Below are 13,705 nucleotides of genomic sequence, written 5' to 3' on the forward strand. Positions count from 1 at the left end.
GAGGGAGGCCCACCGTGCACTGTAGACTATATCCGGAGCCGTAGACGATCCCCCGCCCGCCCTGCCCCACCAGCACATACAGCCATCCCTCCCAGGTGACCGTCACTGTCACCCGGCTGCGCAGATCCCCGCTTCGAGGGTCCACATCGTCGTTGCCAGCGATCCCGTTGCGGTTGGCGTCGTAGAGGATCATGTTCGTGTCCGTGCCGGGGGTGAGATCCATCGTCTCACAGGTGACCACCATCCCCGGCTTCACCCACAGCCGGAAGAAATCGTTGTCCTCCGTCCCCGGCGTCCATGGCACAAAATTCAAGCCGGTGTATTTCGTTCCCAGCCCGATCAACGCGGCGTGGTCAAAATCATAATTCGGCTCGAAGGCGTCGGGCGTCCCGGCCGGCGTGGCCGTGGGGGGCGGGGTCGGCGTCGCCGTAGGCACCGGCGTCCCACTAGGGGTCGGAGAGGGAATGGGTGTGTTGGCCACCTGAGCCACGCTGAGCAGGTAGTCCACCAGCACCGGACCCGGGGTGGGCGTGGGCGTCGGCGTGGGGGCCGAGGGAGGCTGGAATGTGACCGGCACCAGCTCGATGTAGTAGGTTGTGGTATAGGCCCTCCACGTCAAGCCGACCGAGGCCGTGCTGGTGCCCTCATCGATCAGCGCCAGCGCCCCGTCGAGGATGCGCACCCGGACCAACAGTTGGTTGGGGTTGGGCGGGATGATGTTGAAGGACAGCCGATAGTTGTTGCCGGGGGAGACCGTGACAGTGTAGTAATCCGAGTCAACGGTGGTCGTCACCGTGGGGGTCATCCCGATCCGCCCTTGGAGGGTCTCCCCTAGGGCCAGGGGCTGGGCCTGGGAGGGGTTATTGTTGGGCTCGACCTCGACGGCGGGGGCCGCCCCCGTGAGACGAGCGCTTCCGAGGGCAAGGATCCCCAGGAGAGCGAGAAAGGTCCCGAACGCCAGGCCGATCCCCCAACGCCATGACTGGCGGGCTCTGATCATTGAGGACCCCCCTTGGAGGGCTCCAGCCGGCGGAGCGCCTCGACCAGTTCCTCCAGCGAGAACGGCTTGAGCACGAAGGCGTCAGCCCCAGCGGCGCGGGCCTCCCGCAGGCGGTCCTCCCCGGAGACGATCACGACCCGGGTCCCCTGCAACTCCGGATCGGCCCGCAGCGCCCGCAGCAGCTCCAGGCCGCTGTGCCCGCCCAGGTGCAGATCCAGCACCACCACCTCTGGACGGGCGCGCCGGATCTCCTCCAGGGCCCGCTCGGCCTCCGCGCAGCCCACCCCCCGGAACCCCTCCAGTTCCAGCAGGGTGACCAGCATGCGGACGACCTGGGGGTCGTCTTCCACGACCATCACCGTCGTCATCGTCGCCCCTCAGCGCGATGGGCTCTTTTTCGCCTTCGCCCGGGCCGGCGAGCGCGTCCGCCGCGTCCCGTCTTTGGAGAGGGCCGCCCGGGCCCCCTCCTTCCGGTCCGAGAGGGCTGCGGCCAGGGCCTCGTCGATGGTCTCCACCAGCACGAAGGACATCTCCCGGCGCACGTCCTCGGGGACGTCCTCCAGGTCCTTCTCGTTGCGCTTGGGGAGGATCACCGTGCGCAGGCCCACCCGGTGGGCGGCCAGCACCTTCTCCTTGATGCCCCCCACCGGCAGCACCTTCCCCCGCAACGTGATCTCCCCCGTCATCCCCACCTCCGGCCGCACCGGGCGCTCGGTGAGCAGCGAGACCAGCGCCGTGACGATGGTGATGCCGGCCGAGGGGCCGTCCTTGGGGATGGCCCCGGCCGGGACGTGGATGTGGATGTCGCTGCGCTCGAAGAAGTCCTCGGGGATCCCGAAGGAGCGGGCGTGGGCGCGCACATAACTCAGGGCCGCCTGGGCGGACTCCCGCATCACCTCCCCCAGGGAGCCCGTCAGCACGAACCCCTTGCTCCCCGGCATACGGGTGGCCTCGATGAAGAGGACATCGCCCCCCGTGGGCGTCCAGGCCAGGCCGATGGCCACCCCGGGAACCTCCACCCGGCGGGCGATCTCCTCCTCGGTGTAGAGGGGCTTGCCCAGGTAGCGGGGCACATCCTCCGCGTCCACCAGGGCCGCCTCGGGCGCCCCCTCGGCGATCCGGGTGGCCACCTTGCGGCAGACCCGGCCGATGGCCCGCTCCAGGTTGCGCACCCCCGCCTCGCGGGTGTATTCGCGGATGATGCGCCGGACCGCCGCCTCCGTGAACGTGACCTCACCGGGCAGCAAGCCGTTCTCCCGCAACTGTCGCGGGATGAGATATCCCATGGCGATGTGGAACTTCTCCGTCTCCGTGTAGCCCGGGATGAAGATGATCTCCATCCGGTCCCGCAATGGCGCCGGGATGGTGTCCAGTTGGTTGGCGGTGCAGATGAAGAGCACCTGGGAGAGATCGAAGGGCACATCCAGATAGTGATCCCGGAACTCCCGGTTCTGCTCGGGGTCCAGCACCTCCAGCAAGGCCGAGGCCGGATCCCCCCGCCAGTCGGCCCCGATCTTATCCACCTCGTCGAGCATGAAGACGGGGTTGCGGGACTCCACCCGGCGCAGGGCCTGGATGATGCGCCCCGGCATAGCCCCCACGTAGGTCCGACGGAAGCCCCGGATCTCCGCCTCATCCCGGATGCCGCCCAGGGCGATGCGGGTGAACTTGCGGCCCATCGCCCGGGCGATGGACTGGCCCAGGGAGGTCTTGCCCACGCCAGGCGGGCCGACGAAGCACAGGATGGCCCCCTCCCGCGCCCGGCGGATGTAATCGCGGGTCTCCAGCTCCTCCAATTGCGCTGCTCGCTCCTGCTTCAGTTTGCGCACCGCCAGGTACTCCAGGATGCGCTCCTTGACGTCCTGCAGCCCGTAGTGGTCCTCGTCCAGGACCCGCCGGGCGTGGGCGACGTCCAGGTTGTCGGGGGTGGTCTTGTTCCAGGGGAGGCTAACCATCCAGTCCAGGTAGGTGCGGATCACCCCGTATTCGGCCGAGGCGGGCGGCAACTTGGCCAGGCGGTCCAGTTCACGGAGGGCCTCCCGCTGGGCCTCCGGCGGCATCCCGGCCTCCTCGATCTTCCGCCGGAACTCCTCGACCTCCATCTGGTGCTCATCGGCCTCGCCCAGCTCCCGGCGGATGGCCTCGAGTTGCTGGCGCAGGAAGAACTCCCGCTGCATCTTCTCCACCTGGGCCTGGGCCTCGGACTGGATCTTGCGCCCCAGTTCCAGGACCTCGATCTCCCGTGTCAGAAGGCCGATGAGGCGGTGGAGCTTAGCCGCCACGTCATCCAGTTCCAGGATCTCCTGGGCCTCCTGGAGGGACATGCGGATGTAGGTGGCTACCGCGTAGGCCAGTTGCCGAGGGTCCTCCACGGCCATCGCCAGGGCCCCCAACGGGTCCGGCAGGCCGGGGACCAGTTCCACCATTCGGGCGAACAACTCGGCAGTCTTGCGCCGCAGGGCCTCCAATTCCGGCCCGGGGGTCATGGTCTCCGGGTGGCGCTCCACCCGGGCCTTCAGGTAGGGCTGGGTGGCCGTGTATTCCACGATGCGGATGCGCTCCAGGCCCATCACCAGGATCCGCATGGTGCCATCGGGCATCCGGACCAGCCGCTGGATGTGGGCCAGCGTCCCGATGGTGTAACAATCCTCCGGCATGGGCTCGTCCAGTTCCGGCCGCTTGCTGGCCACCAGCCCCACCCGTTTCCGGCCCAGCACCACGTCGTCCACCAGGCGGATGGACCGAGGCTGCCCCACGGCCAGCGGCACGACCGTCAGAGGGTAGACCACGACGCCCCGTAGGGGGAGGATGGGAAGCTCCTCTGGGATCTCCACCGCCGGCCTTCCCGCGTCCCCCTCCGCCTCCGGCTTCACCCCCAGAGGCAGGGGCTCCTCCCCTTCCTCATCGCTGAGGAGATACCCCCAGCGGGCCCCATCGATGGGCGACAGCATTTTCATGGCCATGGGAAAGGGCTCCTCTTCCAGCCAGCGGCTCACCGGCCGGCCCCCGGTGTGGTCACCGGGAGACGGCGCGGCGTCCGCACCGTGATGGTCAGCGGCGGTTTTTTGGGCAGGGTGACGATCAGGAAGCCGTCGCGGTAGACCGCCTGGGCGGCCTCGGCGTCCAGGGCCCATGGCAAGTAGACCTCCACATGGAACTCGCCATAATGGATCTCTAATTGATGATAAGCCACTTTGGGGGTGGGATCCTGACGGTAGCCGCTGATCACCAGCCAGCGGTCGTGCAGGGCCACGACGACGTCCTCCGGCCTCAACCCGGCGATCTCCACACGGACCACGACGGCCTCGTCGGTCTCGTAAACATCGGTGGGCGGGCGCCAGGCGTTCCCGTAGCGCAACGCCCACCGCTGGCGGGCCAGGATGTCCTGTAGCAGACGCTCGACCTGGGACTGGAACCGCTCGAAGGTCCGCTCGAACTCTTCCATGGATGGCGCGCTCCACCGGTGTGCCTGAGAGGCCCAGAGCCGACCGTTTGGATGGCCTGCTCAAATTGTAGCATAATCCGTCCGGGTGGACATCCTGCTCCGCGGAGGCGCTGTGTGGCGACCCTGACGATGGAGGAGTTCCTCCGGGTGGACATGCGGGTGGGCCGGGTGGTGCGGGCCGAACCCCATCCGCGGGCCCGCCGACCCTCCCTGTGCTTGTGGATCGACTTCGGGCCTGAGATCGGCGTCCGAACCAGCAGCGCCCAACTGGCCGACCGCTACCGGCCGGAGGAACTGGTGGGGAGCCTGGTGATCGCCGTGGTGAACTTCCCCCCCAAGAACGTCGCCGGCTTCGTCTCGGAGGTCCTGGTCCTCGGGGTCCCGGATGAGGCTGGCCGCGTGGTGCTGTTGCGCCCGGACGCCGAGGTGCCCTTGGGGGGCCGGGTCTTCTGAGGGCACGCCCCTGGGCGAAAAGGGAGCCGTTCCCCATCTTTATTTTTTGATCAGGAGGCAGCGATGGCGACCCGAGCGCACCTCGCCCCGGTCTGGCTCCGGATCTTCGACTTAGAGGTGACCCACGGCGAAGGGGTTTACCTCTATGGGACCGACGGCCGCCGCTACCTGGATTTCACCAGCGGCATCGGCGTGACCAACACCGGCCACTGCCATCCCCGGGTCGTCGCCGCTGTCCAAGAGCAGGCCGCGCGGCTGCTCCACGGACAGGCCAACATCGTCTACCACCGTCCCATGCTGGAACTGGTCGAGGCGCTCCTCACCGTGGTCCCCGCCCCCCTGGACACCTTCTTCTTCGCCAACAGCGGGGCGGAGGCGGTGGAGGCCGCTGTGAAATTGGCCCGCTACGCCACCGGTCGCCCCAACATCATCGTCTTCCAGGGGAGCTTCCACGGCCGGACCAACATGGCGATGGCCCTCACCACCAGCAAGACGATCTACCGGGCCGGTTACCAGCCGCTGGCCGCCGGCGTCTACGTGGCCCCCTACCCTTACGCGTATCGCTACGGATGGGACCCGGAGACGACCCTGCGCTTTTGTCTGCGGGAACTGGACTTCCTCCTGAAATCCCAGACGGCCCCCGAGGAGACGGCAGCCCTCCTGGTGGAGCCGATCCTCGGCGAAGGGGGTTACGTGGTGCCGCCCCCTGGGTTCCTGGCCGCCCTGCGGGAGCGCTGCGATCACTACGGGATGCTGTTGATCGCCGACGAGGTGCAAACCGGGTTCGGGCGGACCGGCCGCTTCTTCGCTGTGGAGCATGAAGGGGTGGTGCCGGACATCCTGATCATGGCCAAGGGGATGGCCTCCGGCCTTCCCCTGTCGGGGATCGCTGCCCGGGCCGAGTGGATGGCCCGATGGAAGCCCGGCGCCCACGGGGGGACCTTCGGAGGGAACGCCGTGGCCTGTGCCGCTGCCGTGGCCACGATCCAGGTGATGAAAGCGGAGCGCCTCCCCGAGAACGCCGCCGCCCGCGGGGCGGAACTCATGGCCGGCCTGCGCCGCCTCGCCGAACGCTTCCCAGGCCTGGGGGATGTGCGGGGGCGCGGGCTGATGGTCGGGGTGGAGTTCTCCCGAAACGGGGAGCCCGACCCGGCGGCCGCCAAAGCCGTGCAGGCCGCCTGCTTCCGGCGGGGGCTGCTGCTGCTCACCTGCGGGACCTACGATAACGTCATCCGCTGGGTCCCCCCGCTGGGGGTCACCGCCGAGCAGATCCAGGAGGGACTCCGCATCTTTGAGGAGGCTCTGGCAGAAGTCGCCGAGATCTCCAGGTGACCTTCCCGCCCCCTGTGTCTCCGGTCAGAGGCCGGATGCTTCGCTTTCCTCCATCAGCCGGCGGGCGAGGGCCAGGGCGTCCTCCCGCGTGGTCACTTCCCCGGCGGCCTGAGCCTCCCGGATGGCTTCTAGGATCTGGCCGATGCGGGGGCCCTCCGGCACCCCTAGCGCCAGCAGGTCCTCCCCCCGCACCAGGGGGGGCGGGCGGACGAACCGCTCAGGGGCCTCGAAGAAGGCCGCCCACAAGGTCCGGGCGACCTGCAACCGGGGCTCCCAGACCGCCTCCGAGAGGGTGGACCCCCAGACCCCCAGGGTGTCCGCTAGGGCCAGCAGGGCCAGATCCACTCCGGCAGCCCCGACCTCCCGGAAGAACCGATAGATGGCCCGGGGGGAAAGGGGACCGCGGGCCAGCCCGTGGGGCCGCATGTGATCCCGCACCAGGAGCGCCACCTCCTCGACCTCATCGTTGCTGAACCGCAGCGCCCGGAGCCGCTCCGCGGTCCGTTCGGCCCCGAGCCGCTCGTGACCGATGAAGCGGACCCGCCCGTCGGCCGCGACCGTGCGGGTCTCTGGCTTGCCGATGTCATGGAAGAGGGCGGCCAGCAGCAGCAGGATCCGTCGGGGGCGCCCGACGACGACCTCCTCCGCCCAGCGGGCCGCCAGGCGCTCCCGCCACGGCGCGAGGGCCGCCTCCGCCTCGGCCAGACGGGGGAGATCCCGGATCTCCGGCGTCTCGACCGTCGCGCCCATCAGCCGCTCGAGGGCGGCGACCACCCGCAGCGTGTGCTCGTAGACGTCCCAGATGTGAGGCGGCCCCTGGGTCACCCCCCGCAGGGCCGCCACCTCCGGCAGGAGGGCCTCCAGGAGCCCCAGAGACGCCATCCGGCGCAGGGTGCGGACGACCGGGGGGATCTCCAGGATCTTCGCCAGTTCCTCCCGCAGTCGCTCCGGGGCAGCGGACAGGAGGGCGGGGAGGTCCTCCCGGAGCGCCCGCTCCGTCTCCGGCGTCATCTCCAGTTCGAACGCCGCTTCGAAGCGGACCGCCCGCAGCAGCCGGACCGGGTCGCGGCGGAAGGCGTCCGGGGCACACAGCCGGAGCCGCCGGGCGCGCAGGTCCTCGAGGCCCCCGAGGGGATCCTCTGGGGCGAAGGTCTCCTGAGCCAGGAAAGTCCCCAGGTCGACCATCATCGCGTTGATGGTGAAGTCCCGGTGCCGGAGGTCCGCCTCCCAGCCTTCGCCCTCCCGACGGGTGAGATCCACGTAGAAGCGCCGGCCGCCGGGATCAATCCACACCACCCGGCCGAACTCCCGCCGGGCGTCCAGGACGTAGAAGGACCCGCCGACCCGATCGGCCAGTTCGCGGGCGAGGCGTAGGGCGGGGCCGACCACCACCACATCGAAATCGTAGGGCTCCCGGCCGGCCAAGCGGTCCCGCACCGCCCCGCCCACCAGGCGGGCCTCCAGGCCCCTGGCTTCCAGCAGGGCTTTCAGGGTCTCCAGCACCGGTCGGGCCATCGCTCCCCGCTCCTTCCCCACCGACAGGGGTGCCGCCGCAGTTGCCAGGCGGACAAGTGGCGGGTATAATTTTCCCAGAAATGGGCGAGTAGCTCAGGTGGTCAGAGCGCACGGCTCACATCCGTGAGGTCGGGGGTTCGAGTCCCTCCTCGCCCACAGCGCCGCAGCCCTTGGGGCTGCGGCGCTGTTTTGTTCGACGGCCCCGCCTCTTGGACCGATCCGGTTCCTGCCATAGAATCCGGGTAGATCCCGCCTGTCCACAGGTATCTCAGGAGGCGCATCGTGAACAGCTGGGCCAAGCGCGTGGGCAACCTGCTGCTGTTCGCCATCCTGGCGGCTGGGTTGACCGGCGGCGCGTTCCTGAGCGGGTTCGGCGTAGCGTGGGGCCTTCATCCCCCCGCCCCCCGGGTCGCCCCTCCCGCCACCCCTCCCCCGGACCTCGAGCAGGCCTTCGGCATCTTCTGGGAGGCCTGGAGGCTCGTCCAACAGGAGTATTATGGGGAGATCCCCAGCCCGCAAACCGTCGCCTATGGGGCCATCCGGGGGGCCCTGCAAACCCTGGGGGACCCTTACACCTCCTTCATCGAGCCGAAGATCGCCCGCATCCTCCAGGAAGACGCCTCCGGCCAGTTCGAGGGGATCGGGGCGCTGGTCCGGATGAACCGGGACAACAAACTGGAGATCGTGCGCACCTTCGAGGGATCCCCGGCCCAGAGGGCCGGCCTGCGGGCGGGGGACCTGGTGCTCAAGGTCAACGGCCAGTCCATCGTCGGCTACAGCATCTACGAAGCCATCGCCCTGATCCGTGGGCCGGCCGGCACCTCAGTGACGCTGACCATCGAGCGGCCCGGGGAGCGGGAGCCCTTCGAGGTCACGGTGACCCGGGCGCGGATCACCATCCCGGTGGTGGAGGCCCGCATGCTTCCCCAGGGCGTGGCCTACATTCAACTCTTCGACTTCAGCGCCCAGGCCACCCGCCAGCTTCAGGAGCAACTGAAGGCGTTGCTTGCCCAGAACCCGCGGGGCCTGATCCTGGATCTGCGGGACAACCCGGGCGGCTTCCTGGACCAGGCCATCCAGGTGGCCGACCTCTTCCTGGACGAGGGCGTGGTGGCTTATGAGCGGACCCGCGACGGCGAGGAACGGGTCTTCCGTTCGAAGTCGGGGGACCCAGGGGAGAAGATCCCTATGGTGGTGCTGGTGAACGCCGGCAGCGCCAGCGCCTCGGAGATCGTGGCTGGGACTCTCCAGGATCGGGGCCGGGCTCGGCTGGTAGGCGAGCGGACCTTCGGGAAGGGCTCGGTGCAGCTTTCTCACCCGCTCTCCGACGGCTCGGAACTGCGAGTGACCATCGCCCGATGGTTCACCCCTAAGAACCGGGCCATCCACGGCCAGGGGCTCAACCCGGATATCGAAGTGCGGGTGGATCCGGCCCAGCCGGCTGGGGGGCGCGACCCCCAGCTGGAAAAGGCCATTGAAGTTCTCTTTCAGGAGCGCTGAGCAGGATGGCCGGCCGGCCCCGGGTTTCCCCGCTGGACAGCGCCATCCTTGTGGCGCTCGCCGGTTGGATCACGGCCCTTTACGCGCCCCTCTGGTCCGGGGATCCGAGGGGGCAGGCGGCCTTCCGGCCGGGGGACATGACCGAACAACATTACCCGTTCGCCGCCTACGCCCATCGGCGCCTGCAGGCTGGTCAGATCCCCCTCTGGAACCCGTTCGGGCTGGGAGGGCATCCCTTCCTCGCCGATCCCCAGACCCCTGCCCTGTATCCGGTTCAGGCGCTGGTCGTGGGGATGGCGGGGGGCAGTTCCCTGTCGCTCCGGGGCTATGCGGCGGAGGTCGTCGCCCACCTGGTCGTGACGGCATGGGGAGCCTATTTGTTCTTCCGCTGGCTGGCCCGGGAGCGGGGGGCTGCGGCCTTCGGCGCCTTCGCCTGGGGCCTGAGCGGCTATTTGACCGCCTATCCCCTTCAAAACCCGCCCATCCTCTTCACAATGGCCTGGCTTCCATGGCTGCTGTGGGGCCTCGGTCATCTGCTGACGGACCCTCGGCCGCGCCGGCGCTGGGAAGGGCTGGCCATCGGGATGGCGGCACTGACGCTGTTGGGGAGCCACGCCCAGGCGGCGTTCTACAGCGGGTTGATGGCGGTGGGGTTCGGCGCCGCAGCGGCAGGGCGGCGCTGGTCCCGGTGGGCCGCCCTCCTCCGCGTTGGCCTCTTCGGCCTCGGCCTCGCGGCCGCGCGCCTCCTTCCGGTCTTGGAGATCCTTCCGTGGACCGAGCGGACGTCCTGGACCTTCCCCCAGCGCGCCGGCGGGTTTGAAACATGGGAACTCTGGGGTATCCTCTGGCCCCACCTGACCCTCTGGTCTCCGCTCTATGTCGGGGTCCCCACCCTGATCCTGGCGGCCCACTGTCGGTCTTCCCCCGGACAACGCCGGGAGCGCTCTCCGGCCCTGTGGCTCGGCCTGTTGGCCTTGGGGGTCTTCCTCTCGCGGGGAGGCGAGGCCGCCCTCTATCCGGTCGCCGCGTGGTGGCTTTCCCCGCTCCTCGGCTTCTTCCGCAACCAGGAGCGGGCGGCCGTGATCGCCGCTTGGTCCCTGATCACCCTCGCTGTCCTGGGCTGGCCACGGATCCCCGACCGTCCCACGGTGCGCGCCATGGCCGTCGGGCTAGGTGGCTGGGGGCTGGTGCTGGGGGGCGGGCTTCTGCTCGTGCAGGGCCAGGATCCCTCGGCGTGGCCGCGGCTCCATCGGCTGCTCTCGCAAGCCATGGAGCCGCTCCTGATCGGGGGGTTGGCTCTGCTGGTTCTTTCAGGCAGGCCCCACTGGCGTTGGGCGCTGGTGGCCCTGGTCGCCCTGGACGTCGGGTCGGTCGCCTGGCGGACGGCGACGGCCGGCCATTGGGTGTGGGAAGACCCCGAGGCCCTCCACACGCCGCCCCTGGCGCCCGACCGGATCCCGGCCCACTGGCCGCCGTTGCGCCTGGACACGCGGGGCCTTCTCCCCGGCAACTGGACCACTCGGATGGGGATCGAGGACCTGCATGGCTTCACCACCCTGCCCCTGCGCCCGGTGGAACGGTTCCGACGGGAGGTGCCCGGCGAGCGGGTCTGGGCCCTGATGGGGGTGGGCTGCTTCATCCAGCGCGCCGACGAGCCGCCGCTCCCGTTCCCTTCTCGCTTGCAGGAGGCCCTGACCACCGTCCACGGTGTCCTGGAATTCCGGTGTCTGGAACAGCCGTTCTCCCGGTTCCATCTGGTCTACGAAGCCGTTGCCTTTGACGACGAGACCGCCCTCCGGGCCATGCGGGACAGCCGCTTCGATCCCCTGCGGGTGGTGATCTTGGACCGGGTGGTGCCGTTGCCCGGGATGGCGCCGCCGGAAACCCCGCCGCGTGTCGTTCTGCGATCGTGGGCCCCGGAGGAGATCCGGCTGGAGGTCGTGACCGGGCGGCCGGGGTTCCTCGTCGTCGGGGACATGTGGGCTCCGGGATGGGAGGCGGCCGTCGATGGACAGCCGGCGCCAGTGCTGCGGGCCTACACCGCCCTACGGGCGGTCCCGGTGCCGGCGGGGGCGCATGCGGTGGTCCTTCGCTACCGCCCGCTCTCCTTCCGCCTCGGAGTCCTCCTCTCCGGGCTGGCCCTGCTCCTCGTGGCGATCCGCATCGCCGGGCCGCCCCTCCACCTTTTCCGCAGGGCGGGTCCGATCCACCCCGTCACAGCTGCCATGTCTCGCCCCAGCGGGCCAGCCGCTCCACATACCCAGGCCGGGCATAGCGATCCCGCATAAAGGCCCCTCCCCCAGCACATGCGCGGCGATGGATCGGTGATAGGCAGCGGGGATCCCCGCGATCCCTGCGCCGCAGATCCGCACATCCACGGCCGCCATCGGGGCAACTCGCCGTCCCTCAGCCCTCGATCTCGGAAGAAGGGGAAGCGCCCTTGTGGTGCCGGCCGCAGGTGCAACCTTCGCCCCCGTTGCAGGGCTTGCCGGCCTTTTCCTGCAACGCCTTCAACTCCTCGAGGGGCTGCAGGTGCTCCTTAGGGACCTCGTAGACCCGTTCCCCCACGCGGACCAGGGCGGCCTCCCGGAGCGGGAGGACATCGACCACCACACCCTCCCCGTGGGGGGTCATCACCGCCTTCCCCTTCTTGGGCAGCTCCTGCTTCGCCCGCACATACTGCTCATATTCGTAGATCAGGCAACAGCGAAGCCGCCCGCACATCCCCGTGATGTCCTCGGGGTTGAGGGAGAGCCCTTGTTCCTTGGCCATCTTGATGGAGATGGGGCTGAACTCCGTCAAGAAGAGGGAACAGCACCGGGTCTCCAGCCCGCAAGCCCCCAGCCCGCCGATCCACTTCGCCACGTCCCGCGGACCGATCAGACGGAACTCCACCGCGCGCCCTCGGAAGTGCTCCTCCATCCGTCGGCGCAGGGGCTCCAGATCCACTTTCTCCTCGGTGTGGTAGAGGAGGGAGATGTGTTTGCCGTCGAAGGAGATCTCCACCTTCACGATCTTGACGGCCAACCCCAACTGGCGGGCGTGCTCGCGCGCCACCACCAGGGCCTCGATCTCCTTGCGTTCCCAATATTTCCGGATGGCCAGGTCGCGGTTGGTGGCCGGGCGCTCCACCGGACGGATGGGGCCTTCGATGCGGCCGCTCCGGGGCATCCCCAGGGACACCACTTGGCCGATCTGTTTCCCCCGCGGTGTCTCCACGATCACCCAGTCTCCAACCTGCAGCTCGAAGGGCCCGGCGTCGAAGTGATAGATCTTCCCCACAGGATGGAAGCGGACCCCGACGATCCGTTCCTGGACAGCCACGGTTTCCATCGATGCCTCTCGATCGAAGCGGTTTGCTCCCGCAGCAGTTATTTTGCATGATAGCACGCCCCCAGGGGATCCACGAAGCCGGGGGATCCTGCCGCTACTCGACGGCCAGCCGCTCGATCCCGGGGATCACCACCCGCCAGCGGACATCGAAGCGCCACATGCCGGCCTCCCGCGCCATGCGGTAGGCCTCCTCCATCTCCCGGCGGAACACCCGTCGGTTGATCTCAGCGTAGCGCGGGTCAGTCCGTGCCTTCCAGGCGGGGTGATACTGATCCATCAGGTTGAGGTAAAGGTCCCTGGAGAGGCCGGCCAGCCAGCGGACGATCTCGCGGGTCTCCTCCAACAAGCCCGGCATCACCAGATGGCGCACCAGCAGGCCGCGCACCGCCAGCCCATCCTCATCCACCATCAGGTCCCCCACCTGCCGGTGCATCTCGGCGATAGCCTCCCGGGCGACTTCGGGGTAGTTCGCCGCCAGGAGATATTTGCGGCTGCGCTCGGGGGTCCACATCTTGAAATCCGGCATGTAGATATCCACCAGGCCCTCCATCACCCGAAGGCTCTCCAGGCTGTCATAGGCGCTGGTGTTGTAGACCATGGGGATGCGCAGCCCCATCTCGATGGCGTAGGGCAGGGCCTCGACGATCTGAGGGACCACATGCTCTGGGGTGACGAAGTTGATGTTGTGGCAGCCCATCTCCTGGAGACGGATCATCAGACGGGCCAGTTCCTTAGGGGTCAGTTCCTCTCCCTCGCCCAACTGGCTGATCTCGAAGTTCTGGCAGAAGACGCACCGGAGGTTACACCAGGAGAAGAAGATCGTCCCCGAGCCCCGCCAGCCGCGGAGGACGTCCTCTTCCCCAAAGTGGGGGAAGGCGCTGGCGACCCGTGCGTAGCGACCGACCCGGCAAACCCCGAAGGCGTTCGCCAGGCGATCCACCCGGCACCGGCGGGGGCAGACCCGGCAGACTGGGCCCAGGTGGGAGAGGGCCTCCTCGACCTTCTCCCGGAGCCGTCCCTCCTCATAGGCTTTGAGGTAGGCGGGCGTGAAGGACCTCCGGGGGATGCGGAACCGACCGCCCCCATCGACCTCCGGTGGGATCCGCCACCGCGCCATCGGCTCCCCC

The 13,705-nt window shown here is 69.0% G+C and carries 10 protein-coding genes, 1 tRNA gene and 1 pseudogene; 5 read left to right on the forward strand and 7 right to left on the reverse strand.

The genetic code is table 11. The features are described 5' to 3' along the window. From C4313_RS01235 to C4313_RS01250, 4 genes and pseudogenes are all read right to left on the reverse strand, one after another. A pseudogene (locus tag C4313_RS01235) lies at positions 1-1,000 on the reverse strand (hypothetical protein); the annotation flags it as partial. Further along, positions 997-1,368 carry a response regulator gene (locus C4313_RS01240; RefSeq protein ID WP_352428061.1) on the reverse strand — a complete coding sequence of 124 codons (372 nt, stop codon included), beginning with the start codon at positions 1,366-1,368 and terminating at the stop codon, positions 997-999. The pseudogene C4313_RS01235 and the gene C4313_RS01240, both read right to left, overlap by 4 nt. A 9-nt stretch (positions 1,369-1,377) precedes the next feature. After that, positions 1,378-3,951 (reverse strand): endopeptidase La, encoded by a 2,574-nt coding sequence (gene lon, locus C4313_RS01245; RefSeq protein ID WP_503012436.1) that lies wholly within the window; start codon positions 3,949-3,951, stop codon positions 1,378-1,380. A gap of 41 nt (positions 3,952-3,992) precedes the next feature. Continuing rightward, a complete protein-coding gene (locus C4313_RS01250; protein WP_352428063.1) occupies positions 3,993-4,445 on the reverse strand; it encodes an Hsp20/alpha crystallin family protein in 453 nt (150 codons plus the stop codon). A 129-nt stretch (positions 4,446-4,574) separates the two neighbouring features. On the opposite strand from C4313_RS01250, the gene C4313_RS01255 reads away from it, so the two are divergent. After that, positions 4,575-4,898, forward strand: coding sequence for a tRNA-binding protein (locus tag C4313_RS01255; RefSeq protein WP_503012437.1), 324 nt, complete (start codon positions 4,575-4,577; stop codon positions 4,896-4,898). A gap of 63 nt (positions 4,899-4,961) precedes the next feature. Continuing rightward, entirely contained in the window at positions 4,962-6,230 is a 1,269-nt protein-coding gene (locus C4313_RS01260) for an aspartate aminotransferase family protein (protein WP_352428065.1), read from the forward strand. Between the two features lie 24 nt (positions 6,231-6,254). Here the strand turns inward: C4313_RS01260 and C4313_RS01265 are convergent, their stop codons facing one another. Further along, the gene (locus C4313_RS01265) at positions 6,255-7,745 is read right to left on the reverse strand and encodes a CCA tRNA nucleotidyltransferase (protein ID WP_352428066.1); all 1,491 of its coding nucleotides are present in this window, start codon (positions 7,743-7,745) and stop codon (positions 6,255-6,257) included. Positions 7,746-7,827: 82 nt separating this feature from the next. On the opposite strand from C4313_RS01265, the gene C4313_RS01270 reads away from it, so the two are divergent. From C4313_RS01270 to C4313_RS01280, 3 genes are all read left to right on the forward strand, one after another. Further along, positions 7,828-7,901: transfer RNA gene (locus tag C4313_RS01270), tRNA-Val, on the forward strand. A 126-nt stretch (positions 7,902-8,027) separates the two neighbouring features. After that, positions 8,028-9,245 (forward strand): S41 family peptidase, encoded by a 1,218-nt coding sequence (locus C4313_RS01275; protein WP_352428067.1) that lies wholly within the window; start codon positions 8,028-8,030, stop codon positions 9,243-9,245. Between the two features lie 5 nt (positions 9,246-9,250). Beyond that, entirely contained in the window at positions 9,251-11,533 is a 2,283-nt protein-coding gene (locus tag C4313_RS01280; protein WP_352428068.1) for a YfhO family protein, read from the forward strand. 118 nt (positions 11,534-11,651) lie between these two features. On the opposite strand, the gene C4313_RS01285 is transcribed toward C4313_RS01280, so the two are convergent. Both C4313_RS01285 and C4313_RS01290 read right to left on the reverse strand, forming a co-directional pair. Beyond that, complete coding sequence (locus C4313_RS01285) at positions 11,652-12,578, reverse strand: PSP1 domain-containing protein (protein WP_352428069.1); 927 nt, start codon at positions 12,576-12,578, stop codon at positions 11,652-11,654. Positions 12,579-12,672: 94 nt separating this feature from the next. Then, positions 12,673-13,695, reverse strand: coding sequence for a radical SAM protein (locus C4313_RS01290; protein ID WP_352428070.1), 1,023 nt, complete (start codon positions 13,693-13,695; stop codon positions 12,673-12,675). Between the last annotated feature and the right edge of the window lie 10 nt (positions 13,696-13,705).

It is taken from the genome of Thermoflexus sp., from assembly GCF_040289485.1.
Lineage (GTDB): Bacteria > Chloroflexota > Anaerolineae > Thermoflexales > Thermoflexaceae > Thermoflexus.

Excerpts from the sequence above, each read along its gene's own strand:
- C4313_RS01240 (WP_352428061.1), bottom strand. The coding sequence starts at position 1,368 with ATGACGACGGTGATGGTCGTGGAAGACGACCCCCAGGTCGTCCGCATG.
- lon (WP_503012436.1), bottom strand. The coding sequence starts at position 3,951 with ATGCTGTCGCCCATCGATGGGGCCCGCTGGGGGTATCTCCTCAGCGAT.
- C4313_RS01250 (WP_352428063.1), bottom strand. The coding sequence starts at position 4,445 with ATGGAAGAGTTCGAGCGGACCTTCGAGCGGTTCCAGTCCCAGGTCGAG.
- C4313_RS01255 (WP_503012437.1), top strand. The coding sequence starts at position 4,575 with ATGGAGGAGTTCCTCCGGGTGGACATGCGGGTGGGCCGGGTGGTGCGG.
- C4313_RS01260 (WP_352428065.1), top strand. The coding sequence starts at position 4,962 with ATGGCGACCCGAGCGCACCTCGCCCCGGTCTGGCTCCGGATCTTCGAC.
- C4313_RS01265 (WP_352428066.1), bottom strand. The coding sequence starts at position 7,745 with ATGGCCCGACCGGTGCTGGAGACCCTGAAAGCCCTGCTGGAAGCCAGG.
- C4313_RS01280 (WP_352428068.1), top strand. The coding sequence starts at position 9,251 with ATGGCCGGCCGGCCCCGGGTTTCCCCGCTGGACAGCGCCATCCTTGTG.
- C4313_RS01285 (WP_352428069.1), bottom strand. The coding sequence starts at position 12,578 with ATGGAAACCGTGGCTGTCCAGGAACGGATCGTCGGGGTCCGCTTCCAT.
- C4313_RS01290 (WP_352428070.1), bottom strand. The coding sequence starts at position 13,695 with ATGGCGCGGTGGCGGATCCCACCGGAGGTCGATGGGGGCGGTCGGTTC.